This is a genomic window from Castellaniella sp., assembly GCF_049671645.1.
Taxonomy (GTDB): Bacteria; Pseudomonadota; Gammaproteobacteria; order Burkholderiales; family Burkholderiaceae_B; genus Castellaniella.
Window position 1 is genome coordinate 1 of record NZ_JBATVG010000024.1, and the last position, 24,776, is coordinate 24,776.

Here is a 24,776-nt window from a genome sequence, read left to right on the forward strand (position 1 = left end):
GCGACGCCTCTATCCGGGGCGCCAGCTGCGCCGCGCGGACATTGGTGCACATCATGGTGAGCGCGTCCGGCCGGCTGGCGCAGACCTCGGAGGCCATCGTCAGGATCTGCGGCTCCGTCACCTCGGAGAACGCGAAATTGACCTGGAGAATACGCGCCAAGTCCGGGGTCTACCAGCCGGATCTCCGCTTCGCGCAATTTGTTCCAGCGTGCGCACATTGACGCCGCACCGGCGACGGCACCGGTTGGCCACGCAGGCAGCCGCGAACCTCTTGCAGCAACAGTTCGAGGTGGCCGCGCCGATCAGGCGGAGGCGGCCGGACATCACTTACACCCACCCACGAAGGACGGCCGTATCTGTCCGGGCTGCTCGATCTCTTTGCTCGCACCGTTGAAGGATGGCATGAGCAGTTGCATCTATGGCGAATTCGCGCGCAACGCCTGGTTGACGGCGCTCCGGCGCCGATGCCTCAAGGCTGGGGCATCATCCTTAGCGATCCGGGCGGCCCTGATTGGCGCGACTTCCCGAAGACCCGGCGGCTTAAGCCCAGCCATGGAGTCCCGAAGACTTTCGGTCGCCCACTACGCGCCGGGGAGGAACAGAGCGATCTGCGGGAAGATCATGACCAATGCAAGCCCCACGAGCCCCATCGCGGCGTACGGCGCAGCGCCAATCAGTATTTCCTTCAACGTATAGTTCGGGTAGAGCGATTTGACAACGAACAAGTTCAAGCCGACCGGAGGCGTCACCGTACCTATTTCCATATTGATGACGAGGATGACGCCAAACCAGATCAGATTGATATCCTGCGCAATCAAACTTGGCAGCAAGATCGGCACCGTGACCAAAATCGCAGCTGAAGCATCCATGAACATACCCAGGAACAAGTACATGATGTTGATGGCTATGAGGAATTCCCAGGTCGAGAGATGCAGCGTCTCTATCCATCCCGCAAGCGCCTGAGGCAGCTGAATCAGCGACAGCGCATTGCCGAACACCCCCGCCCCCGCGATCAACATGAGAATCATCGAACTGACCAAGACCGTGTCGCGTGCAGCCTTCCAGAACAACCCCAGTGTCAGGGTACGCTTGAAGCCCAAGGTCAGAATCAAGGCATAGGCCGTACCGATCGCGGCGGCTTCAGTCGGGGTGAAAAAGCCCAGATAGATCCCCCCCAGGACAAGAGGGATCATGAACAGGCTCAAAAGCATGTTCAAACGCAATTTCACGGGCCTCTCAGCCGGAATAGCCGACTGCTCGCCGCTCTCCGCAGCGAGATGCGTGTCCGCACGTCGAGATTTCCTATCCTTTATCGTGACGGCCGCCATTGTGTAAAGAATGAACAGAATCGCCAACATGATGCCGGGAAGAATACCGGCCAGGAATAATTTCCCCACCGAAGCGTTCGTCACGAGCGAGTACAGAATGAATGAGATGCTTGGCGGGATGAGAATCCCGAGGCTTCCGGACACTGCGACCGCGCCCGCGGCCATCTTGCGGTCGTACCCCCTCTTGAGCATTTCCGGGATGCTGATAGAACCGATCGTAGCCACAGTTGCCGTCGAAGATCCGGAAATCGCGGCGAAAATCGCGCTCGCCGCAATCGCCGCGACGGCCAGGCCGCCGGCCAGCTTGCCCACGAGCACCTGCGCAAAATCGAACAGATCCTGGCCGGCCTTGCCCTTGAGCATGATCTGGCCCATGAAGATGTAGAGCGGAATGGCGGATATCACCAGGGAATCCAGATCACCGTAAGCGGTCTGCGCGAGGGTATTGATGCCGGACATCGGTCCTATGACCACGACGTAGCCCACGACGCCGCCCAGGAACAGACTCACCGAAATCGGCACGCCCAGCGCGAGGAAGATGAACAGGGCAAGAAAAATCCAGAGTATTTCCATGCTGCTTACCGCCTCATAAAATACGATCCAGGCACTTCAGACCGAGAAGTCTTCCTGTACTTCTTCACCATAGGATTCCTCGGGGTCGATCATCTTCCTGATGAATTTTCCGAGATCCGCCAGCAACCACCCCCCGATTCCGATCGGAGCCGATATCTGCGCGATCCAGAGCTCCCATCTCAGGGAATCGACCGTTCTCTGGTGAGTGAGCAGCGTTTCCAGGAACTTGTTCCAGGCGGAGAACAGGAACACGGCAAGAAAGACAAGCAAAACGACGTACCGCAGGGCCACGATGACCCTGTGGCCACGATGGATGAAATGCTCTATTGAAATCCCGGCCGTGACATGAAAATCCCGCAGGGCGCAATATGACGCGCCGATGAAGGCAACCCACATGAGGGAGAACAGGCCTATGTTGTACGTCCAGGAACTGTCCACCCTGAACAGCCGCAGCCCGACCCCAAGCGTCAGCGCAATCGTGAGCACAATCAGGGCCGCAGCGGCAATATGACCCAATACATCCGATATTCTGAAAAGAAGGGCTGAAAGATCTATCAGGAACTTATGCTTTTTTTGAGTCATCATCGCCTCGCTGTCCGCCGTCACCGCTCCATCTAGCTCAAAGCAACGTCCGTGGCTCCGGCCTGCTGCAGCAGTTCTATGACATGCCTGCCTTCCTTGCCGGAGAGCCGCAGATACTCATCCAGAAGCGGGCGATAGGCCTTCTTCCAGACGGACAGTTCCTCCGCATTGGGTTCGTATACTTCGTTGCCGTTCTTCCGGGTGACCTTGATGACGTTCGTATATTCATCATTGATATTCTTCAGGTTGTCCGCTTCCGCGTCCTTCATCGCCGTCGAAATGATCTGGCGTTGCTCGGGACTCAGGCCCTCCCACCACTTCAGATTGGTCATGATCGGATAGACGATGGGGACATACTTGATCGCTGTGATGTATTTCGCGACCTCATACCATTTCCTCGACAGAAAATCCGACAACCCTGAGCTCGCCCCATCCACCGCGCCACGCTGCAACGAGGTATAGACTTCCCCTGAATCCATGCCGACCGTCGTAGCGCCCTGCTGCTTGAGAAACATGGCTGACAACGTGCCCTGGGACCTCATCCGCAGACCGTTGAAATCCTTGGGCAGCTTGATCGGATGCCTCGCGTTGATGTAGTCGAACGCATAGCCGTAGAAGCTCCATCCGATGAACTTCACGCCATGGGGTTTCATCAATTCATTGATGTACTCGCCCAGCGGCCCATGAAAGGCCTTCAGCAGGACATCGACGTCCTTGACCAGAAACGGCACCGTGTCCCATTCCATGGCGGGCACCTTGCCCCCCCACCAGTGCATGCCCAGGATCACCATATTGGCGGTATTGTTCTGCACTCCCTCGGCCGATTGATATTCCTGCAAGAGCGAGCCCGCAGGATATGTCTTCACATTGATCGATCCGCCGCTGAGATCCTTGATCCTTTTTGCAACGTCAAAACCTTCCTTACCCGTGGATGATGAATTGGGGAGATACCATGAAAAGCGGACGTCCAGCGTTGCTGCGTTCGCTATCATGGGCAGCGAGATCGAACCGAGCCCGGCTCCCAACAGCCCAAGCCCCGCCCCTCCTTTCAGGACATCGCGTCGCGTAATGGTCATTTCAGTCTCCAAGAATTTTATGAATCCATCTGCTCCGAACCTTGTCGCCCAAGGCCGGATATACATCGCCTGACCAGCATCGGGAAAATCTCAGCAGCCCGCATACTCCTCGGGGCTGACGGCGCCCTCCCACGTCGTGCGATCCACCGAGATCGCGATATGGCCGAAGATGCTGTCGGACGCTGCCCCATGCCAGTGCCTCTCGTGGGGCGCAATCCAGATGATGTCTCCGGTGCGAACCCTCTGAGGCTTCTCACCGTCTTTGCAGACCCAACCGGCGCCCACCGTGACGTGGAGAATCTGGCCGCGCTCATGGCTATGCCAGTTCGTGCGGCCTCCCGGAGCGAACCAGACCATGTTGACGGTGACGCCTTCCGAAGTCGGAAGGATCGCATCACCCCAAACCTCGCCCACGATATTCTGCGATCGCAGCACGGAACCCTTCGATGTGTCTCTTGCCTGAATCACCTTCATGACTGATCACCTCCAAAGATCGAAAGACAATCCTCTGACATCCGAAGCCCGGTCACGGCGTCTCTACATGCCGGCAACATGCGCGGGTTTCATCTGAACTTCATGCTTCCTTCATTTCTTCCAGCACGGCGCTGGCTGTGCGGAAAGCATCCACGGCAGCAGGCACACCCACGTAGATCGCGACCTGCAACAGGATTTCCCGGATCTCCTCGGGCGTGACGCCGTTCCTGATGGCTCCGCCCACATGCACTTTCAGTTCGTGCGGCCGGTTGAGGGCGCTGATCATAGCCAGATTGATCATGCTGCGCGATTTGCGGGACAAGCCCTCACGCCCCCAGACCTCGCCCCAGCAATACTCGGTGACCAGCTCCTGTATCGCCCGATTGAAATCGGTGGCGTTCTTCAACGAATTCTCGACATGCTCCGCGCCCAATACTTCTTTGCGGATCTTCAAGCCCTTTTCAAACAGCTGTTGATTCATGTGATGCTCCTTGCCTGTGTTGATGACAATCGACGCTCGTGAAAACCTAGTCTTTGATCTCGACGCCGCTCCATTGCTCCACCACGCGCGCGGCCGTCGTAAAGTCCGACTCGGGACCATAGGAGCTGTTGGTGATCGCCATAATCTGGCGCACGGCAGCACCGATGATCATCGGAACCCCCAATCCCTCGCTTTCATCGACGCAAAGGCGGACGTCCTTGTATGCAAGCCTCGTGGAGAATCCATAATCAAAGGTCCGCGTCACGACGGCGCGCGGGTACTTCGCTTCCGTCGCCGTATTGCGCCCCGAACTCTTGTTGATGACTTCCAGCATCCGCGTCGGAGAAAGCCCGGCCTTGACGCCCATGGAAAGGGCCTCCGCGGTCGCCACCACGGCGCATACGGACAGCATGTTGTTGGCCAGCTTCAGCGTCTGCGCCTGGCCATACCCCTCGCCGACATGGAATACCGTTCCGAAGATATCCAGCGATTTCCCGACCTCTTCAAAGGCCCGCTCCGCGCACGACACCATGACCGCCAGCGTGCCGTTGGCGGCCCCCTTCGGACCTCCGCTCACAGGGGCTTCGACATAGGTGATCTGGTTTTCGCGCAGTACGGCCGCCACATCCACCGCCGCCTTCGGGCCTATGGTGGAAAAATCGACCACATACCTGGTGCGGCTGCCGGCAGTCGCGGCGGCGCCGATCTCCCGCGCGACGGCCTGCACGGTGCTCGGTTCCGGCAGACTGAGGAAAATCACATCGGCCCCCTCCACCACCGCCTTCAAGCTGGGAGCGGCGACGGCGCCCTCCTGCGCGATCCTGGCGACCGCGTCCGGAGAAACGTCGTGAACCAGCAGCAGCCGCTTGTCATCCAGCACCCTCCTGGCCATGGGAGATCCCATGTGTCCGAGTCCGATGAATCCGTAAGTAGTATTTCCCATGATGTATCCCAGTAAGTAGGCCAGTGGAACTTTTGCTATCGCAGCGTAAAAGGATTGCCGGGGACGTTCGGGTCGTACGAGATCCAGGTGCTCTTCGTTTCCAGGTAGCTTTCAATGGACTCGATGCCGCTTTCGCGGCCAATGCCTGAATGCTTCATGCCGCCAAACGGCATCATGTAGCTCACGGCCCGGTAGGTATTCACCCAGACCGTTCCGGCTCGGATGGCGGCCGACACTCGGAACGCCCGCCCCATGTCGCTCGTCCAGATGCCGGCGGCCAGGCCATAGATCGTGTCGTTTGCGATCCGAACCGCTTCTTTTTCATCCTCGAAACCGATGATCGACAGGACGGGTCCGAAAACCTCCTCCCGGGCGATTCGCATGTCGGAGGTCACATCGGTGAAGATGGTCGGCTCGACAAACTGATTGCCTGGCAAGGCACCCGCAGGCACGGGTGCGCCGCCCAGAATGCACCTGGCCCCTTCTTTTTTCGCAATATCCAGATAACTCACGATCTTCTGAAACTGGGGCGGCGTCGTGACAGGTCCGATGTTGGTCTCGGGGAGCATCGGATCACCTTTTCTGGCGGTCTTTCCCAACTCCACGAGGCGGCGGCTGAACTCATCTTTGATCGAGTTCTGCACCAACAGCCGCGATCCGGCGATGCACGTCTGGCCAGTTGCCGCAAAAATCCCCGAAACCGCGCCCGAAAGCGCTGCATCGATATTGCAGTCTTCAAAGACGATGTTCGGCGACTTCCCCCCCAGCTCAAGCGTGACGCGCTTGAGCTGTTTAGCCGCTTCTTGATAGATCGCCGCGCCGGTCGCGTCCGACCCCGTGAAAGTGATTTTCGACACCAAGGGATGGCGGATAAGCGCGCCGCCCGCTTCCGGGCCATAGCCGGTCACGACGTTGAACACGCCATCCGGGAAACCTGCCTCTGCCGTGAGCCGGGCATAGGCGAGCGTCGAGGCTGACGCGAATTCCGATGGTTTGACCACCACGGAGCAACCGGCTGCCAAGGCGGCCGCGCACTTCCAGGCGATGAACAGCAGCGGTGAATTCCAGGCCGTCAGCGCAGCGACAACGCCAACAGGTTCCTTTCGCGTAAAGGCGAAATGATGTGGCTTGTCGATCGGGATGACCCTGCCCTCGATCTTGTCGGCCAACCCGCCGAAATATTGCAGCCACTTCGGGTGGTACCTGACCTGGCCCAGCATCTCCGCATAGAGTTTGCCGTTATCCCTGACCTCGATTTCCGCAAGGCGCTCAGCATCGCGTTCAACCAGATCCGCGAGCCGCTGCAGCAGCTTCCCGCGTTCAGTCCCGTTCATCTTCGCCCAGGGGCCCTCGTACATTGCCGCATGCGCCGCCTGCACGGCCTTGTCGACATCGGCGTCATTGCTGCGCGGAATCCGTGCCCACGCTTCTCCGAGATAGGGATTGACGCTATCGATCCATTCACGGCTTGCCGGATCGACATAGCGGCCATTGATGAAATTCTGGAATGTTTCCATATCCTGCCAGACCCCACTGATGCAATGAATTTTGCATGACCGGTACCTGCTTCACCGCCGCCGCGCCCCTGCCAGCCTTGATGTCAACGGCTGCAGTGACGGATGCATGGGCCCGGAGCCACTAGACATCCACATGCCTCATAATGAGGCCGCTCAGAAGGTGTCATGAGCCTGGGTCCGCCACATAAGCAATTTCACCGAAGCATCCAGGATCGAAGCTGCGCCATCGGCTGCCGGACGGAGTGGCATGGGAGAGTGTCAAGAAAATGACAGCGCCATCTTGTCTCCTAAAGCCATCATTCCAGTGGCTGGGCGCCTTTACTGAGCGTCTTTGCTTCAACTATAGTGACAAGATTAATGCAAGTCAATCATATTGACTGTTTGTCTGACAAAATAAATGGTAACTTCGATGACACAGAACGCAAGCAAACAGCAGGAACGGCTGGAAAAGCCGATCGGACTCAGGGACTATGTGGAGAACTTCCTTCGTGAGGCGATCGTCGAAGGACGCTTCAAGCCGGGCGAGAAGCTGCACGAACGCGAGCTCTGCGAACTGCTGGAAGTCAGCCGGCCATCGGTGAGGGAAGCGCTGAGAAAGCTGGAAGCCGAGAAGCTGGTGACGACGACGCTGCATCGAGGACCGGTCGTGGCGAAGATAAGCCCCAGCGAGGCGTCCGATCTGTATGCCGTCCGCGCCCTGCTGGAAGGATACGCGGCGCACCAGTTCGCGCTCCTGGCCTCGGAAAGCGAGGTTGACGAACTGCATGCCACCGTGCAAGCCCTGCACGAAGCGGGGCAGGCCGGCGACCGCAAACTCCTGCTCGAGGCGAAGACCCGCTTCTACAACGTCATCCTCGGCGGCTGCGGCAACGCCCTGATCAGGGACCTGCTGTTCAACCTGCTCTCACGCATCAGCCTGCTGCGCGCGACGTCCTTTTCAAGGCCCGACCGCCTGCCGGAAAGCCTGAAGGAGATCGATGCGCTATTCGCCTGCATCAAGGCGCGCGACATCGAAGCCGCGCGAGCCGCGGCGGAACAACACGTCCGCAATGCGCAGAAGGCGGCGCTGGAAGTTCTGTTGCAACAACAGGCCGGGTGACAGAGGGCAAATGTCCATCGGGCTCCAGGGGCCGGCGGCATTGTCGGGCGATCGTGCTGCCGAGTGACGAGATGGCGGCTGGCGCCTCGACCAGACGGCGGCGCAACTCGTCACCGGGGGGCGCAGATCGAACTTCGCCTACAACAAAAAGCCCGCAAGAACCTGATGTTCATGCGGGCCTGCAATAATTCGATGGTGCCGTCGACGAGACTCGAACTCGTACAGCTTTCGCCACTACCCCCTCAAGATAGCGTGTCTACCAATTCCACCACGACGGCTTGAATCTTCTCCCCATAGGGAAAGACGCAGATTCTAACATGAAACGCCCACATTCCTTGGCGGCCAGCGGGCGCCGGGATCAGCCGCTCACATCCTGTATCTTCCGCGCTGAAAAGCAAATGAACGCTCGGGTATAGTCAAATCTACCATCCGTCCTCACGGATGACAGCGCCTGATAGGAGAAGCATATGCCAGCATCCTCCGCCGTCTGGAGCCCGCGTCTCAGATTCCTGCACTGGGCCTTGTTCATCATCATCGCTGCGGCGGTGACCTGCGTGCTCATCGCCAGCGGCTACGAGCGCGGCGATCCCCTCAAGGGGCAATTCATGTTCTTTCACAAAAGCTTCGGGGTGACGGCTTTGGCCTTGATGATCGTCTGGGTCATCACGCGGCTGAACACCGGCCGGCCGCCGCCCATCGGACAGGCATGGCAATCACGCCTGGCGACGACGGTCCACTGGGCCATGGTCGTCCTGGTGCTCGCTCTGCCGACGGCCGGCCTGTTGATGTCGCAATTCGCGCAGCAGTCCGTCAGCGTCTTCGGCCTGTTTTCCATCCCGGTCTGGCTGGCCGAGGACAAAGTGGCGGCGAAGGCCATTCATACGATTCATGCGGGATACGCCGGGCCGATCCTGATCGGCTTGGTCGCGCTGCACTTCATTGGCGCCCTATGGCACCATTTCATCGATCACGACGAGACCCTGAAACGGATGCTTCCGGGGAAAACCCGCCAGCCTTGACGGGCTTCCCCGCTTTCCCGGTCAGTTTCCGAATGTTCGACGGTGTCAGACGGGGAGCGGGCCCTGACGCAGGCGCTTACTTGCCGGTAGGCGCGTCCTTGGGCGCGGGCACCACGGGCACCGAAGCGTCGGAGTTGGCGGCGTCCGGCGTCGCGGAGCCGGATGCGGGCGCGGCGGGCTTGCCGGTGGACGGGGCCGAAGGCACGGCGGCGCCCAGGTCGGGCACGGCGGAACCCGTGGCCGGCGCGGGGGCTTTTTCGGGAGCGCTGAAGCCCTGCATGATGCCCGTTTCGATCGGCGAACCGGCCGGATGGTGGGACACCCAGGCCAGACCGATGGTCGTGGCGAAGAACAGGACGGCCGCCCATTTGGTCGCCCGGGACAGGAAATTCGCGGCCCCCGCCGAACCGAACACGCTGCCGGCGGACCCGCTGCCGAAGGCCGCGCCCATGTCGGCGCCCTTGCCCTGCTGCAGCAGCACCAGCACGATGATCAGTAGCGAGGAGATGACCTGCAACGTCAGCAGGATCGAGGAAAACCATTGCATGATAATAGGACTCCGGGGGGCTTAAGCGACCGCGGCCGCAATATTCAGAAATTCGTCGGCGACCAGCGACGCCCCCCCCACCAAGGCGCCGTCGATGTCGGGTTGGGCAAACAGGGCGGCGGCATTGGCAGCCTTGACGCTGCCGCCGTACAGAATGCGGGTCTGCGCAGCGCCCTGCTGGGCCAGGGACGCGCGGATGAAACCATGCACCGCCTGCGCCTGTTCAGGGGTGGCGGTACGGCCCGTGCCGATGGCCCAGACGGGCTCATAAGCCAGCACCATGCGGGACAGGGCATCCGCCCCCAATGCCAGGATGGGATCGAGCTGATCGCCGATGACGCATTCGGCCTGGCCCGCATCGCGGTCGGCCAAAGTTTCACCCACACACACGACCGGCGTCAGGCCGGCGCCCAGCGCGGCGACGGCCTTGGCCGCCACCAGAGCGCTGGACTCGCCATGCATGGCGCGGCGTTCGGAGTGGCCGCACAGGACCCAGGCGCACGCGAAATCCGCCAGCATGGCTGCCGAGACTTCGCCCGTGTAGGCGCCCCGATCATGCACGCTGACATCCTGCGCGCCCCAGGTGATGGCGGCGCCAGCCAGGGCCTGACGGGCCTGTTCCAGGTAGGGGAAAGGCACGCACACGGCCAGCTGGGCATCGCCGGCCCGCTGCGCGCCCGCAACCAGACCGCCCAGCAGCGCGGCATTGTCTGCCAGGCTGCCGTGCATCTTCCAGTTGCCCATGATCAGGCGCGAACGAGGTTGGCTCCGGGTTTGGCTCATGCGTATCGTCGATTAGGTTCAATTCAGGTAACTCTTGATTGTAGCGTGAATGACACCAAGACGCAGAAAAACCAGACGCCGTCCCGATTCACAGCGCCGGCCATTCACGCGCCGCGAACGGCACGATGGACGTGCCGTCCAGTTCGGCCATGCGCCGCAACAGCCAGGGTTCGGGCTGGCCGAAACCCAGCCTTCTCAGGGCCACGGGCGAAGACTTGAAATGCGGCTGCTGGCTGACGGCATCGCGCGCGTACCACGTGTGCTGATTGGCGGCCTGAGCGCCATGCCCATAGTGGAAAGGCACGAACACCTCGCCGCGCCGCACGGTCCCGACCACCATCGCGACGCCCTCCCACCGGCCATTCGGTGACACGAGCTCAACCAGATCGCCGGTCGAGATCTCCAGCCGCGCGGCATCGTCGGGATGAATCTCGGCATAGGCATGCGGCGCGCATGAGTTCAGGACGGTGGACCGCGCGGTCTTGGTGCGGGTGTGAAAATGGTAGACCACCCGCCCCGTGATGAGCAGAAACGGAAACTGCTCCGAGGTCGGATTGGGATGCCGGCGCCAGCGCACCGGGCGCAGGAAGGCCTTGCCCTTCGGGTCATCGCGCTCGTAGTCGGCCCGCGCAACCGCCCTGCCCGTCAGAAAATCCACGCCCCAGGTCTCGCAATCATCGACGCCGGTCCCGAACCGCAGGTCCTCGTACAAGCGTTCGCACCCGCGCGGATGCTGTTCATTGCACGGCCAGCGCACCGCCCCCATTTCCAGGATCAGCTCGTAGCTCATGCCCGAATAATCACAGGGACGGCCCTTCGAGACCTTGCGCCACTCGTTGAAGGCGTCTTCGGAGCGCTTGAAAGGCAGCAACGGCGCGCCGTCCCTGTCTTGAAAACCCAGCCGCCCGGAGGCCTCGACGATGATGTCGAGGTCGCTGCGCGCCTCGCCGGGCGGCTCCACCGCTTTCAGCAGCAGGTTCACGCTACGATCGGCATTGGTGACGCACCCCTCTTTCTCGCCCCACATCGCGGTCGGGAAATAGATGTCCGCCAATTCCACGGTCTCGGTATCGATGAAGGGATCCTGCACCACCAGGAACAGGCGCTTCAAGATGCGCTCGGTGCGGTTCTGGTCGGGCAGGCTGACCAGGGGATTGGTGCCGATCACCCACATGAACTCGATTTCACCGCGCTCGGCCTGCTCCATCATCGTGAGTATGTCCTTGGGCGTCTCGGGGCGAAACGTCTCGGGATCGAGGTTCCAGCACTCGCACAGTTCGCGCATGTGCTTTTCATTCGCGGGGTTGCGGTAGGCCGGATAGGACCCGCCGGCGCCGGCTTCGCGATTGCACATGGCCGAAGGCTGGCCGGCCATCAGCAGCGGCCCGGCACCGGGCTTGCCGATCGCCCCCGTCAGAAGATGCACGGCATTGACCAGGGACGAAGACGCGGTGGCTTCCACGCTTTGATAAAAGCCCTGCAGCACCGTCGACACCATCCGGGGCGTGGCGCCAATCCATTGGGCGGCTGTTTCCAGTGTTTCTTGGGGAATATCGCAGATCCGAGCCACGCGCTCAGGCGGATACTCGCGCGCCACGGCTGCCAGCGCATCGAACCCCACCGTGTGCGCAGCGATGAAATCGCGATGGATCCAGTCGTGCGCGATCAGCAGATGGAGGATGCCATTCATCAACGCGACGTTCGTCCCGCCCCGCAGCTGCACGTGCAGGTCGGCGCCCTGGGTCACCGTGGGCGTCCTGCGCGGGTCGAAAACGATGATGCGGGCGCCATGGTCCTTTTTCGCCGCCAGCATGCGTTCCCACAGTACCGTCTGCACTTCGGCCACGTTGTGGCCGTACAGGCAAAGAAGATCCGCCTGGTCCACATCGGCATAGGATGCGGGCGGACCATCGGTGCCGAAATTGGCCATCAGGCCGGTCGCGGACGTCGCGGTGCACAGGCGCGTATTCCCGTCGATATTGGCCGATCCCAGGCCGCCGCGCCAGAATTTGCCAAGCGTGTAGAACTCTTCGATGGTGAGTTGGCCGGAGTTGTAGCAAGCCAGGTTCTGATGGCCCTGCCGCCAGGCATCGCGGAATTTCTTCTCGAAGAAATCCATGGCCTCGGGCCAGCCTGCAGGTTCCAGCGGCGCGCCCTTGCAGCGGCGGATCATGGGCGTGACGCCGCGACGCGGGCTATTGTTGGCGACCCAGGCATGCTCGCCCTTGGGGCCCAGATGCCCGAAATTGACCGGGTGCGCAGCGTCGCCGCGAACGCCGACGATCTTGCCGTCCTTGACGGCTATATCAAGGCCGCAGCCGTTGGAACACAGGATGCAGGCCGAATGAACCCAGGCGTCGGGTTCGCCCTGGATGCCGAGACCGATGTCGATTCTTGCTTGCATGCGCGCCCCCGTGGGCGGCAGGCAAGCCGGTCGATGCGCGCGGAGGCCGCCTCGTCCACGAAACCGGCGTTGGCGAAAGTTGCGATCGAGTATACGCCGCCTCGCCGACACGGCCCTGAACGATACGGCCCAGAATGGTGCTCCCAGCCGGGGTCGAACCGGCACGCCCGAAGGCGAGGGATTTTAAGTCCCTTGCGTCTACCAATTCCGCCATGGGAGCAACTGGAGAACTGCCGGGAAGAATATTCCCGGTATAGTACCAGCGAGGGGATTGCGCACTGCAGCCGGCCGCCTGCAGTGGCGGAAGCGGTGAGATTCGAACTCACGGATGGGTCGCCCCATCGCCGGTTTTCAAGACCGGTCCATTCAACCACTCTGGCACGCTTCCGGGGATGAAGACCGCAAGTGTAGCGCATAATTCAGGCTGATCATTCAGCGGAGGTCCCATGCAAGCGATAGAAATCACGACTCCCGGCGGACCGGAAGTCCTGGAACTCGTGGAACGCCCCACCCCCGTCCCCGGCCCCGGCGAAGTCCTGATCCAGGTCAGCGCGGCCGGCATCAATCGGCCCGATGTCTTCCAGCGGCAGGGCAGCTACCCCCCACCGGCCGGGGCATCCGATCTGCCCGGACTGGAAGTGGCCGGCCGGATCGTGGACGGCGACGCGTCTTCAGCCGGATTCCGGATCGGGGACGAAGTCTGCGCCCTGCTGGGGGGCGGCGGCTATGCCCAGTACTGCGTCGCGCCGGCCGCCCAGTGCCTGCCCGTGCCCAAAGGCCTGTCGATGATCGAGGCCGCCGCCTTGCCCGAAACCTACTTCACGGTCTGGAGCAACGTCTTCGACCGGGGCCGTCTGGCAGCGGGCGAAACCCTGCTGGTGCACGGCGGGGCCAGCGGCATCGGCACGACGGCCATTGCGCTGGCACGCGCTTTCGGCCACACCGTTTACGCCACGGCCGGCAGCGCCGAACGCGTGCGAGCGATCGAAGCCTTGGGGTGCACCCGGGGCATCAATTACCGCACTCAGGACTTCGTCGAGGAAATCCACGCCCTGACGAACAATCGCGGGGTGGACGTCATCCTGGACATGGTGGCGGGCGACTACCTGCCGCGCAACCTCAAGGCGCTGGCCGATGACGGCCGGCTGGTGATGATCGCCCAGCTGGGCGGCGTGCACGCCTCGATCAATTGCTGGCAGGTCATGGCCCGCCGCTTGACCATCACGGGCTCCACGCTGCGGTCCCGACCCGTGGCCTTCAAGGCCGCCATCGCGCAGGCCCTGCGCGAACGGGTCTGGCCGCTGCTGGACGCCGGCAAGATCCGCCCCAGCATCCACGCCACCTTTCCGCTGGCGGAAGCTTCCAGGGCGCACGCCATGATGGACGCGGGCGAGCAGATCGGGAAGATCGTGCTGACGTTGTCGTAAATCCGCACGACCGCGCCCGGCCCCCGTTGCCGGGGCCGGGTGCCGCGGTCTCTTGGCGCCGTCGCACCGCCATAGAAAAAGGGCGCTCCTTGCGGAGCGCCCTTTTTCAGGCAACCGCCGGGCAGCGCCGCTGCCCGGGACCGCAGCCGATTACTCGGCCGTGGTCGGGGCGGCGGGACCGCCCTGGGCTTCGATACCGCCGATGGCCTTGACCGACAGGCGCAGACGACCGCGGTCGTCGGCTTCCAGGATCTTGACACGCACCGACTGGCCGACCTTCAGCACGTCGTTGATGTCGGCGATGCGGTAGTTGGCGATTTCGGAGATGTGCAGCAGACCGTCGCGGCCCGGCAGCACCTGGACGATGGCGCCGAAGTCCAGCAGGCGTTGCACCGTGCCCTGGTATTCCTGACCGATTTCCACGTCGGCGGTCAGTTCCTTGATGCGGCGCTCGGCTTCGTGCGCGCGGTCCAGGTCGGCGCTGGCGATGGTGATGTTGCCATCATCGCCGATGTCGATCTGGCAACCGGTTTCCTCGGTCAGGGCGCGGATGGTGGCGCCGCCCTTGCCGATCACGTCGCGGATCTTTTCCGGGTTGATCTTGACGCGCAGCATGCGCGGGGCGAAGTCGGACAGTTCCGTGCGCGAACCGTCGATGGCTTCGCGCATCTTGCCCAGGATGTGCAGACGGCCTTCGCGGGCCTGGGCCAGCGCCACCTGCATGATTTCCTTGGTGATGCCCTGGATCTTGATGTCCATCTGCAGGGCGGTCACGCCGGTGACGGTACCCGTCACCTTGAAGTCCATGTCGCCCAGGTGATCTTCATCGCCCAGGATGTCGGTCAGCACGGCGAACTTGCCGCCTTCCTTGATCAGGCCCATGGCCACGCCGGCCACGTGATCCTTGACCGGCACGCCGGCGTCCATCATGGACAGGCTGCCGCCGCAGACCGACGCCATGGACGAGGAGCCGTTGGATTCGGTGATTTCCGACACCAGACGCAGGGTGTACTGGAATTCTTCCGCGCTGGGCAGCAGGGCCAGCAGGGCTCGCTTGGCCAGGCGGCCGTGGCCGATCTCGCGGCGCTTGGGTACGCCGAAGCGGCCGGTTTCGCCCGTGGCGAACGGAGGCATGTTGTAGTGCAGCATGAAACGGTCGCGGTATTCGCCCATGATCGAATCGATGATCTGCTCGTCCTGCTTGGTGCCCAGCGTCGTGACCACCAGCGCCTGGGTTTCACCCCGGGTGAACAGGGCCGAGCCGTGCGCGCGGGGCAGCACGCCCAGGCGGATGCTGATGGGGCGCACCGTGCGCGTGTCGCGCCCGTCGATGCGCGGTTCGCCGTTCAGGACCTGGCCGCGGACGATTTCCGATTCCAGGGCGAACAGCATGTTTTCGACCTCGACGCTGTCGGGGGCGGCATCGCCCCGGGCGGTGGCGTGCTCGGCCAGTTTCGTCTTGACCTCGGCATAGACCCGGCGCAGCTGGGCGGTGCGCTCCTGCTTGTTGCGCACCTGATAGACGGCCTGCAGGGGTTCGAAGGCGGCGCTGCGCACGGCGGTCGCCAGGACCTCGTTGCGCGGGGCCGGCTGCCAGTCCCATTCGGGCTTGCCGGCTTCGGCCACCAGTTCATGGATGGCGTTGATGCAGGCCTGCATCTGTTCGTGGCCGAACACCACGGCGCCCAGCATCACGTCTTCGGGCAGCTGCTTGGCTTCGGATTCGACCATCAGCACGGCGGCTTCGGTCCCGGCCACGACCAGATCCAGCTGGGATTGCTCGTGCAGCTGCGTGGTGCTGGGGTTCAGGACGTACTGGCCGTCCACATAACCGACGCGCGCGGCGCCCACCGGGCCGTTGAACGGAATGCCGGAGATGGCCAGGGCAGCCGAGGCGCCGATCAGCGCGGGGATGTCCGGATCGATTTCAGGATTGACCGACAGCGTGTGGATGATGACCTGCACGTCGTTGTAGAAGCCTTCCGGGAACAACGGGCGCAGCGGGCGATCGATCAGGCGCGACGTCAGGGTTTCCTTTTCGGAGGGCTTGCCTTCGCGCTTGAAGAAGCCGCCCGGGATCTTGCCGGCGGCGTAGGTCTTTTCAACGTAATCGACGGTCAGCGGAAAGAAATCCTGGCCGGGCTTGGCGGTACGGGCAGCCACGACAGTAGCCAGGATGACCGTATCATCCACGGACACCAGCACAGCGCCGGACGCCTGGCGGGCGATCTCGCCGGTTTCCAGGACGACGGTGTGCTCACCGTATTGAAACGATTTGCTCACTTTATTGAACATTTTCTTATCCTATTAAAAGGGCCGCCTGCGGACACGCGCCCGCGACCCGCCATGAGCGGGAACTTATTTCAGCGACCCATGACAAAAAGCCGCGCACACTGCGGACATGAAGGCAGCGTGCACGGCTCGTGCAAGGGGAACGACGCCCCCGGGCATTACTTGCGCAGACCGAGTTTTTCAATCAGGGCGCGATAGGAATCCGGGTTGCGACCCTTCAGGTAGTCCAGCAATTTACGGCGACGGCTGACCATGCGCAGCAGGCCGCGGCGCGAGTGGTGGTCTTTCGTGTGGGCCTTGAAGTGGCCGGTCAGTTCATTGATGCGGGCGGTCAGCAGAGCGACCTGCACTTCGGGAGAACCGGTGTCACCGGTGGCGCGCTGGAATTGCGCAACGATGTCGGATTTGACGATATCAGCAACGGACATGCTTTATTAACCTCAGGAACAGGCGGCAGCACCGAGGCGCGCTGCCGTGGGACGAAAAAAGCGCCACGCGAGATCGCGGCGCAGGCAAGATTATAACGGATTTGAGGCGCCCGCGCCCAAGCGCGGATCGGGCCTCATTCGTTGGCAGGTGCGTCTTCGTCGGCGCCACGCATGCGCTGGCCCAGGCGCCGCGCGCGGCGGATCCGCCATATCCAGATCAGCCAGCCCGACAGGCTGTAGAGCACGAACAGCAGGAACAGCACCACGGGAGGGTCACTGGACACGAAGACGAACACCGCCACCACCAGCAGCATCACCCAGAACGGCACGCTGCGCCCCAGAGCGAAGGACTTGCCGCTGAAAAACGGCGCATTGGACACCATAGCGACGCCGGCGTAGACGGTCACGGCGAAGGCCGCCCAGGGAATCAGGCCGTCGGACAGGGACAGCTTGTTGTCCACCGACAGCCAGACGAACCCGGCCACCAGGGCCGCCGCCGCCGGGCTGGGCAGGCCCTGGAAATACTGTTTGTCGACCTTGCCGATATTGGCGTTGAAACGCGCCAGGCGCAGCGCAGCGCCGACCACGTACACGAAAGCGGCCAGCCAGCCCCAGCGCCCCAGCCCCTGCAGGGACCATTCATACATGACCAGCGCCGGCGCCATGCCGAAGGAGATCATGTCGGCCAGGGAATCGTACTGCTCCCCGAACGCCGACTGGGTATTGGTCAGGCGCGCCACCCGGCCGTCCATGCTGTCGAAGACCATGGCCAGGAAGATCGCAATGGCGGCGACCTCGAAATGCTGGTTCATGGCCTGCACGACGGCATAGAAGCCGGAAAACAGGTTGGCGGTGGTAAATGCGTTGGGCAGCAGATAGATGCTGCGGCGGCGCTGTCTTTCGTCAGGCATGGGATGTTCAGACTGCGGAATCATCATCGCGGGAAGGGACGGGAAGTTCGGCCAGCACGGTACTGGTGGCCTTGACCTTGTCGCCGATGGCGACGCGCGGCCGCGTCCCTGGAGGCAAGTATACGTCCACCCGCGATCCGAAGCGGATAAAGCCGTAGCGCTGGCCCGCATACAGGGACTGCCCGACCCGGGCATGGCACAGGATGCGCTTGGCCACCAGGCCGGCCACCTGCACCGCCGTGACGACCTGCCCTTCGGGGGTTTTCAACACCATGGCGTTGCGTTCGTTTTCCAGCGAGGCCTTGTCCAGCGCCGCGTTGAAGAACTTGCCCGGAAAATAATCGATCGACTGCGCAACGCCGTCGACCGGCACGCGGTTCGAGTGCACGTTGAAGACGTTCATGAAGACGCTGATCTTCAGCGACGGCCGCCCGCCCGCATAGGGGTCGGCTGCATCCTCGACGCAGACGATGCGCCCGTCGGCCGGGCACAGCACCAGACCTTCGCCATCGGGCGCCTCGCGCGATGGGTCGCGGAAGAACTGCAGCGCGAACACGGCGAAGATCCAGAACGGGATCGAAACCCACCAGGACCAGGCGCTGATCAGCAGCGCCACGATCACGGCGCCGATCAGGATGAGCCAGCCTTCGCGGGCGATCAGGGGATGCGGATAAGGGGGGATTTTCATGGTAGGCGCAAGGATAACCCAAATACGGGTACGGAACGACCCGAATACGGGTACGCCTCCGCACCAAAGGCAAAACAGCCGGACATCCCGATGGGATGCCGGCTGTTCAGCCGCACGAACCGGATCAGTTCTTGGACTGGTCCACCAGCTTGTTGGCCGCGATCCAGGGCATCATGGCGCGCAGCTTGCCGCCAACCTGCTCGATCTGCGATTCGGCGTTCAGGCGGCGGCGCGAAGTCAGTTCCGGGGCGCCGGCGGCGTTTTCCAGGATGAAGTTCTTCGCGTAGACGCCGGACTGGATGTCGGCCAGGCATTGGCGCATCGCGGCACGGGTGTCGTCGGTCACCACGCGCGGGCCGGTGACGTATTCACCGTATTCCGCATTGTTGGAGATCGAGTAGTTCATGTTGGCGATGCCGCCTTCGTAGATCAGGTCCACGATCAGCTTGAGTTCGTGCAGGCATTCGAAATACGCCATTTCCGGCGCATAACCGGCGTCGACCAGGGTCTCGAAGCCCGCCTTGATCAGTTCGACGGTGCCGCCGCACAACACGGCCTGTTCACCGAACAGATCGGTTTCGGTTTCTTCGCGGAAGTTGGTCTCGATGATACCGGCGCGCCCGCCGCCATTGCCCATGGCATAGGACAGGGCCAGGTCGCGGGCCTTGCCGGACACGTCCTGGTGCACGGCGATCAGGTGCGGCACGCCGCCGCCCTGGGTGTAGGTGCTGCGCACCGTGTGGCCCGGGGCCTTCGGCGCGATCATGATGACGTCGATATCGGCGCGCGGCACGACCTGGCCGTAATGCACGTTGAAACCGTGGGCGAAGGCCAGCGCGGCGCCCGGCTTCAGGTTGGCGGCGACATCGTTGCGGTAGACCGCCGCGATGTTCTCGTCGGGCAGCAGCATCATGACCACATCGGCGCCCTTGACGGCTTCGGCGACTTCCTTGACGGTCAGGCCGGCGTTCTCCGCCTTTTTCCAGGAGGCGCCGCCCTTGCGCAGACCCACGGTGACGTGCACGCCGGAATCATGCAGGTTCTGTGCATGGGCGTGGCCCTGCGAGCCATAGCCGATGATGGCCACGTGCTTGCCCTTGATCAGGGACAGGTCGCAATCTTTGTCGTAGAAAACTTTCATGTTGGATACTCCGATTTTTTAATTCTGAAACGAGAGGTTAGGTACAGCCGGACGCCCGCACAGCGGGACGCCCTTGATATTTACAGCTTGTGCCGCCGGGCCGCCCCAAGGCCGCCCCCATGGGGAGGGGCAGCAAGCGGACGAAGCCTGCGCGGCGTGGGGGCTCATAACTTCAGTACGCGTTCGCCGCGGCCCACGCCGGAAACGCCCGTGCGGACGGTTTCCAGGATGGCGCTGCGGTCCAGCGCCCCGATGAAGGCGGCGATCTTGTCCTGCACACCGGTCAATTCAATGGTGTAGGTCTTGTCGGTGACATCGATGATGCGCCCGCGGAAGATTTCCGCCATGCGCTTCATTTCGTCGCGTTCCTTGCCCACGGCGCGCACCTTGATGAGCATCAGCTCGCGTTCGACGTGCGGCCCTTCGGACAGGTCCACGACCTTGACCACATCCACCAGGCGGTTCAGGTGCTTGGTGATCTGCTCGATGATCTCGTCGGACCCGACCGTCACGATGGTCATGCGCGACAGCGTGGGGTCCTCGGTGGGCGCCACGGTCAGGGTTTCGATGTTGTAGCCGCGCGCCGAAAACAGGCCCACCACCCGCGACAGGGCGCCGGGTTCGTTTTCCAGCAAAACGGAAATGACGTGTTTCATGGTTATCCCCTCACAGATCCTCGGCGCCCAGCAACATTTCCGTCAGCCCGCGGCCAGTTTTGACCATGGGCCAGACGTTCTCGGTCTGATCCGTGATGAAGTCCATGAATACCAGGCGGTCCTTGTACTTCGTGAAGGCCTCGCGCAGCGCCGGTTCGACATCCGCCGGTTTCTCGATGCGCATGCCCACATGACCGTAGCTTTCCACGAGCTTGACGAAATCCGGCAGGGCATCGACATAGGATTCGGAATAACGCGAACCGTATTCGATCTGCTGCCATTGGCGCACCATGCCCAGATAGCGGTTATTCAGGCACAGGACCTTCGGCGTCAGGTGGTACTGCTTGCAGGTGGACAGTTCCTGGATGTTCATCTGGATCGAGCCCTCGCCGGTGATGACGGCGACGTCGCGGTCCGGATTGGCCATCTGCACCCCCATGGCGTACGGCAGGCCGACGCCCATGGTGCCCAGGCCGCCGGAATTGATCCAGCGGCGCGGTTCCGGGAAGGGATAATACTGGGCCGCCCACATCTGGTGCTGCCCCACGTCGGACGTGACGAAAGCCTGGCCGCGCGTGACTTCCCACAGTTTCTGCACCACGTACTGGGGCTTGATCACCGTGTCGGAACTTTCGTAATCCAGGCATTTGCGCCCGCGCCAGGCATCGATCTGCTGCCACCAGGCATCCAGGCGCTGTTCCGCCGCGCCCTCTTCGGCCAGCGATTGCGCATACAGGCCGATCAGGTCCTGCAGGACCTCGCGCACGTCGCCCACGATGGGCACGTCCACCCGCACCCGCTTGGAAATCGACGAGGGGTCGATGTCGATGTGGATGATCTTGCGCGGCACCTGGGCAAAATGCTTGGGGTTGCCGATCACCCGGTCGTCGAACCGCGCGCCGATGGCCAGCAGCACGTCGCAGTTCTGCATGGACATATTGGCTTCGTAGGTGCCGTGCATGCCCGGCATGCCCACGAATTTTTCGTCCGTGCCCGGCAAGGCCCCCAGCCCCATCAGGGTGGTGGTGCACGGCGCCCCGGTCATGCGCACCAATTTGCGCAGTTCGTCGGCGGCATCGGCCAGCACCACCCCGCCCCCCGCGTAGATCATGGGGCGTTCGGCGGCCAGCAGCATCTGCACGGCCTTCTTGATCTGGCCCTGATGCCCCTTGGTGACCGGCGCATAGGAGCGCAGCACGGTCGGACCGCGCTTAGGCGTGTATTTGCAGGTCGCCACGGACACGTCCTTGGGAATATCCACCAGGACGGGGCCGGGACGGCCGGAACGCGCGATATAGAAAGCGCGGCGCATGGTTTCCGCCAGGTCCTTCACATCGCGCACCAGGAAGTTGTGCTTGACGCAGGGCCGCGTGATGCCCACGGTATCGCATTCCTGGAAAGCATCCTGGCCGATCGCGTGCGTGGGCACCTGACCGCTGATGACGACCATGGGGATCGAGTCCATGTAGGCCGTGGCGATGCCGGTCACGGCATTGGTCACGCCTGGGCCGCTGGTCACCAGGCACACGCCTGTCTTGTCCGAGGATCGGGAGTAAGCATCCGCCGCGTGAACCGCGGCCTGCTCGTGTCGCACGAGGACGTGCTGGAATTTGTCCTGCTTGTAGATGGCGTCGTAGATGTAGAGGACGGCACCGCCCGGGTAGCCAAACACGTGGTCTACGCCTTCCTCGATCAGACAACGCACGACGATGTCGGCGCCATTGAGTTCCATGATGGATTCCTTTCTTAACCTGCGTCATGCACCAAGCGGCCTATTGGCAGCCCGGGCCAGTCCTGGCGGTCCGCAACATGATCCGACGCTGGGCGATTCACGGAATCGCTTTGCCCGGACACATCGGGGAACCAGTCTGCACCCCTTGGCACAGGACACTCGCGCCATCGGGCGCAGTGTGGTGGAAATGGACGCCCCGGACCACGCTTGTGGCGCATCCTGGAGCATAAAACGGAAGACGAAAAAAACCGGGTGTGTGACCCGGGGGTTCGCCACATCGGCCAACCCTGATGCGGGGTGGCGGAACGGCTAATTTACCGCGTTGCAACATGCGCCGCAAGCGAAGCCGCCCCATCGTCCCGATTGCGACACGCCCGGTGTCGGGAAACTCCCACCAAAGCCGCCAGACTTTCTATACTGCGGATATTGCCCTGCTCCGGGTTCAAGGCTTCTGCGCATGACCCCCTCGACACCGCAACTGCAACGTTTCTTCTACAGCCATTACTTCTTCGGCGGCTTGCGCCAGGCAACGGGCGTCCTGCTGCCCGCCTTGGTGCTGTCGGGCCTGTTCGGCTGGACCGCCGCCGGCTTCGTGGCGGCCGTGGGCGCGGCCTGCGTGGCCATCCTGGATCAACCCGGCGGTCCCCGGCGTTACGGCATCAACGGCATGTTCGCCGCTCTGTGCCTGGGGTCGGCGACCACCGCCATGACGGGGCTGGCCGCCAGCCATGCGCTGGCGATCTGGCTGGTGGTCCCGGCCCTGTGCTTCGCCTTTTCCATGTTGACGGTCTACGGCAAACACGGCGGGCTATTGGGATTCGCCTGTCTGCTGATCATGACGCTGACCCTGCGCACGCCGCTGACACCGGCCGATGTGCTGCAGCACACCCTGACCTCGTTCCTGGGCGGGGCGTTCTACCTGATCTACAGCGCCATCGCCCACCGCGTCCTGTGGCATCGGGAAGAACAGCAGGCGCTGTCGGTGGCCCTGTTCGCCACGGCGGATTACATCGCCACTCGCGCCCGCTTCTACGACGTCCACCTGGATCTGGACGAAAGCTACCGGCAACTGATCCGCCGCCAGGCCGCGATGACCGACGCCCATCAGGCCGCCCGCGACATGGTCCTGCGCGAACTGCCTCGCGGCACGACGTCGCGCGCCGATCGCCTGCGCCAGGGTCTGCTGAACCTGTTCGTGGACATGGTCAGCCTGCTCGACAGCACCGTGGCCACCCACACTGACTACGCCACCTTGCGCCAGGCACTGCCCGACAGCGATGCCCTGCTGTTCGTGCGCGACGCCATGCGCAAGCTGGCCGACAACGTGTCCGGCCTGGCGCTGAACGTGGCCCGCAACCGCCGCACCCGGGTGCGCAACAGCGTGAAAGCGGAACTGAGGGCGCTGGAATTCGAACTGCAGCAACTGCGCGAACAGGGCCTGCTGCAAAGCAACCCCGAGCTCTACGCCCTGCTGGTGCAGGTGCTGCGCCGCCTGCGCAACATGACGCGCCAGGTGGACCGCATGGCGGACCATTCCGTCAACCCGCTGCCGCCGGACTCCGATCTGTCGAAAGCCAATCGCTCCCTGAACCGCTTCCTGACCCGCCAGAAGTGGCAACTGGGGCTGCTGACCCACAATCTGCACGGACAATCCGCCCATTTCCGCTACGCCATCCGGGTCGCCATCGCCGCCCTGTTGTCGATGGTGGTCGGCAACCTGCTGGCCCTCACGCCGATGGTCCGCACCCTGGACCCGGGCATGGCCGGCCACAGCTACTGGATCATCCTGACGGTGCTGATCATCATGAAGCCGGGGTTCGCCCTGACCCGCCAGCGCAACGGCTGGCGGCTGATCGGCACCCTGATCGGCTGCGGCCTGTCGCTGGTGCTGTTCTACCTGGGGCTGAATCCGAAGCTGTATCTGCTGATCCTGGTAGCCTGCAGCGTGCTGGGCTACAGCCTGATCCAGGTGAACTACACCCTGTCGGCGGTCTTCAACACCTTGTTCGTGCTGCTGGTCTTCCATTTCCTGGTGCCGGGATCCAACACAGTCGTCGGCGAGCGCCTGGTGGATACCGTGATCGGCAGCATCCTGGCCCTGACGTGCAGCTACATCCTGCCATCGTGGGAACGCAACACCCTGGAGGACCTGGCCCGCGCCATGCGCACGGCCAATCAGGCCTTCCTGCACGGCGGTCTGGCTTTCGTGCAGGCCTCGCGCCTGGCCCGCCGCGCCGGCCGGGCCGACGACGCGGAACTGCAGGAAGCGGAAACCCAGTGGAAACTGGGCCGCAAGAACGTGCATATCGCCTTCAGCAATTTCGCCGCCGCGTTCTACCGGATGATGGACGAACCCACCCGCCGCCAACGCCACGTCCCCGAATTCAACCGCCTGATGATCCAGCATCACGCGCTGGCCTCGCAGATCGCCGCCGTGATTCCGCAACTGGCGCTGCTGGACGCGGAACCCGACGGCATCCGACAGGCGCTGGCGGCGACGGACGATTTTCTGGCGGATCGCCCCGCCGCCCCGCCCAATGTGATCGAAACCGACGGCGACCATGCAGCGCTGGCCTATCCGCTGCGGCAGATGATCAAGGCCGCCCAGCAGATCCGCGACAATATGCAGGCGCTGGGGTCTGGCCCGGACGGCGCGCGCGCCCAGCCCGCCTGAA

The 24,776-nt window shown here is 62.8% G+C and carries 21 protein-coding genes and 3 tRNA genes; 4 read left to right on the forward strand and 20 right to left on the reverse strand.

The genetic code is table 11. The features are described 5' to 3' along the window. Positions 1–581: 581 nt before the first annotated feature. The 7 genes from WBG56_RS12530 to WBG56_RS12560 form a co-directional block, all read right to left on the reverse strand. Complete coding sequence (locus WBG56_RS12530; RefSeq protein WP_424268811.1) at positions 582–1,901, reverse strand: TRAP transporter large permease; 1,320 nt, start codon at positions 1,899–1,901, stop codon at positions 582–584. A 36-nt stretch (positions 1,902–1,937) separates the two neighbouring features. After that, positions 1,938–2,507 carry a TRAP transporter small permease gene (locus tag WBG56_RS12535; protein ID WP_424268813.1) on the reverse strand — a complete coding sequence of 190 codons (570 nt, stop codon included), beginning with the start codon at positions 2,505–2,507 and terminating at the stop codon, positions 1,938–1,940. Positions 2,508–2,515: 8 nt separating this feature from the next. Further along, positions 2,516–3,559, reverse strand: a complete 1,044-nt coding sequence (locus tag WBG56_RS12540) for a TRAP transporter substrate-binding protein (RefSeq protein WP_424268815.1) — start codon at positions 3,557–3,559, stop codon at positions 2,516–2,518. A 90-nt stretch (positions 3,560–3,649) separates the two neighbouring features. Next, positions 3,650–4,033 carry a cupin domain-containing protein gene (locus WBG56_RS12545; protein WP_424268817.1) on the reverse strand — a complete coding sequence of 128 codons (384 nt, stop codon included), beginning with the start codon at positions 4,031–4,033 and terminating at the stop codon, positions 3,650–3,652. Between the two features lie 100 nt (positions 4,034–4,133). Further along, on the reverse strand, positions 4,134–4,514 hold the full coding sequence (locus WBG56_RS12550; RefSeq protein ID WP_424268819.1) for a carboxymuconolactone decarboxylase family protein: 381 nt from the start codon (positions 4,512–4,514) through the stop codon (positions 4,134–4,136). Between the two features lie 46 nt (positions 4,515–4,560). Beyond that, positions 4,561–5,457: an NAD(P)-dependent oxidoreductase gene (locus tag WBG56_RS12555; RefSeq protein ID WP_424268821.1), complete on the reverse strand. Its 897-nt coding sequence runs from the start codon at positions 5,455–5,457 to the stop codon at positions 4,561–4,563. A 35-nt stretch (positions 5,458–5,492) separates the two neighbouring features. Further along, positions 5,493–6,974: an aldehyde dehydrogenase gene (locus tag WBG56_RS12560; protein ID WP_424268823.1), complete on the reverse strand. Its 1,482-nt coding sequence runs from the start codon at positions 6,972–6,974 to the stop codon at positions 5,493–5,495. A gap of 409 nt (positions 6,975–7,383) precedes the next feature. Here WBG56_RS12560 and WBG56_RS12565 point away from each other — a divergent pair, with 409 nt between their 5' ends. After that, on the forward strand, positions 7,384–8,073 hold the full coding sequence (locus WBG56_RS12565; protein ID WP_424268825.1) for a GntR family transcriptional regulator: 690 nt from the start codon (positions 7,384–7,386) through the stop codon (positions 8,071–8,073). Positions 8,074–8,266: 193 nt separating this feature from the next. On the opposite strand, the gene WBG56_RS12570 is transcribed toward WBG56_RS12565, so the two are convergent. Beyond that, positions 8,267–8,351, reverse strand: a tRNA-Leu gene (locus tag WBG56_RS12570). Between the two features lie 189 nt (positions 8,352–8,540). On the opposite strand from WBG56_RS12570, the gene WBG56_RS12575 reads away from it, so the two are divergent. After that, entirely contained in the window at positions 8,541–9,092 is a 552-nt protein-coding gene (locus WBG56_RS12575) for a cytochrome b (RefSeq protein ID WP_424268827.1), read from the forward strand. A 76-nt stretch (positions 9,093–9,168) separates the two neighbouring features. On the opposite strand, the gene secG is transcribed toward WBG56_RS12575, so the two are convergent. The 5 genes from secG to WBG56_RS12600 form a co-directional block, all read right to left on the reverse strand. After that, positions 9,169–9,639 (reverse strand): preprotein translocase subunit SecG, encoded by a 471-nt coding sequence (secG, locus tag WBG56_RS12580; RefSeq protein WP_424268829.1) that lies wholly within the window; start codon positions 9,637–9,639, stop codon positions 9,169–9,171. 21 nt (positions 9,640–9,660) lie between these two features. Beyond that, on the reverse strand, positions 9,661–10,422 hold the full coding sequence (gene tpiA / locus WBG56_RS12585; protein ID WP_424268831.1) for a triose-phosphate isomerase: 762 nt from the start codon (positions 10,420–10,422) through the stop codon (positions 9,661–9,663). A gap of 88 nt (positions 10,423–10,510) precedes the next feature. Beyond that, a complete protein-coding gene (locus WBG56_RS12590) occupies positions 10,511–12,826 on the reverse strand; it encodes a molybdopterin oxidoreductase family protein (RefSeq protein ID WP_424268833.1) in 2,316 nt (771 codons plus the stop codon). A 135-nt stretch (positions 12,827–12,961) separates the two neighbouring features. Beyond that, positions 12,962–13,046: transfer RNA gene (locus WBG56_RS12595), tRNA-Leu, on the reverse strand. Between the two features lie 78 nt (positions 13,047–13,124). Next, positions 13,125–13,214 (reverse strand) — tRNA-Ser (locus WBG56_RS12600). Positions 13,215–13,272: 58 nt separating this feature from the next. Between WBG56_RS12600 and WBG56_RS12605 the strand changes: the two genes are divergently transcribed. Next, positions 13,273–14,253, forward strand: a complete 981-nt coding sequence (locus WBG56_RS12605) for an NAD(P)H-quinone oxidoreductase (protein ID WP_424268835.1) — start codon at positions 13,273–13,275, stop codon at positions 14,251–14,253. A gap of 150 nt (positions 14,254–14,403) precedes the next feature. On the opposite strand, the gene pnp is transcribed toward WBG56_RS12605, so the two are convergent. The 7 genes from pnp to WBG56_RS12640 all read right to left on the reverse strand — a co-directional run bounded on the left by pnp (position 14,404) and on the right by WBG56_RS12640 (position 22,101). Beyond that, positions 14,404–16,548: a polyribonucleotide nucleotidyltransferase gene (gene pnp / locus WBG56_RS12610; protein WP_424268837.1), complete on the reverse strand. Its 2,145-nt coding sequence runs from the start codon at positions 16,546–16,548 to the stop codon at positions 14,404–14,406. Between the two features lie 155 nt (positions 16,549–16,703). Beyond that, positions 16,704–16,973, reverse strand: a complete 270-nt coding sequence (rpsO, locus tag WBG56_RS12615; protein ID WP_424268839.1) for a 30S ribosomal protein S15 — start codon at positions 16,971–16,973, stop codon at positions 16,704–16,706. Positions 16,974–17,107: 134 nt separating this feature from the next. Further along, positions 17,108–17,884, reverse strand: a complete 777-nt coding sequence (gene pssA, locus WBG56_RS12620; RefSeq protein ID WP_424268841.1) for a CDP-diacylglycerol--serine O-phosphatidyltransferase — start codon at positions 17,882–17,884, stop codon at positions 17,108–17,110. A gap of 7 nt (positions 17,885–17,891) precedes the next feature. Then, complete coding sequence (locus WBG56_RS12625) at positions 17,892–18,572, reverse strand: phosphatidylserine decarboxylase (protein ID WP_424268843.1); 681 nt, start codon at positions 18,570–18,572, stop codon at positions 17,892–17,894. A gap of 124 nt (positions 18,573–18,696) precedes the next feature. After that, positions 18,697–19,713: a ketol-acid reductoisomerase gene (gene ilvC / locus WBG56_RS12630; protein WP_424268845.1), complete on the reverse strand. Its 1,017-nt coding sequence runs from the start codon at positions 19,711–19,713 to the stop codon at positions 18,697–18,699. Positions 19,714–19,877: 164 nt separating this feature from the next. Beyond that, a complete protein-coding gene (ilvN, locus tag WBG56_RS12635) occupies positions 19,878–20,369 on the reverse strand; it encodes an acetolactate synthase small subunit (protein ID WP_424268847.1) in 492 nt (163 codons plus the stop codon). A 10-nt stretch (positions 20,370–20,379) separates the two neighbouring features. Continuing rightward, positions 20,380–22,101, reverse strand: a complete 1,722-nt coding sequence (locus WBG56_RS12640) for an acetolactate synthase 3 catalytic subunit (RefSeq protein ID WP_424268849.1) — start codon at positions 22,099–22,101, stop codon at positions 20,380–20,382. Positions 22,102–22,558: 457 nt separating this feature from the next. Between WBG56_RS12640 and WBG56_RS12645 the strand changes: the two genes are divergently transcribed. After that, positions 22,559–24,775: an FUSC family membrane protein gene (locus tag WBG56_RS12645; protein ID WP_424268851.1), complete on the forward strand. Its 2,217-nt coding sequence runs from the start codon at positions 22,559–22,561 to the stop codon at positions 24,773–24,775. The last annotated feature ends 1 nt before the right edge of the window (position 24,776 follow it).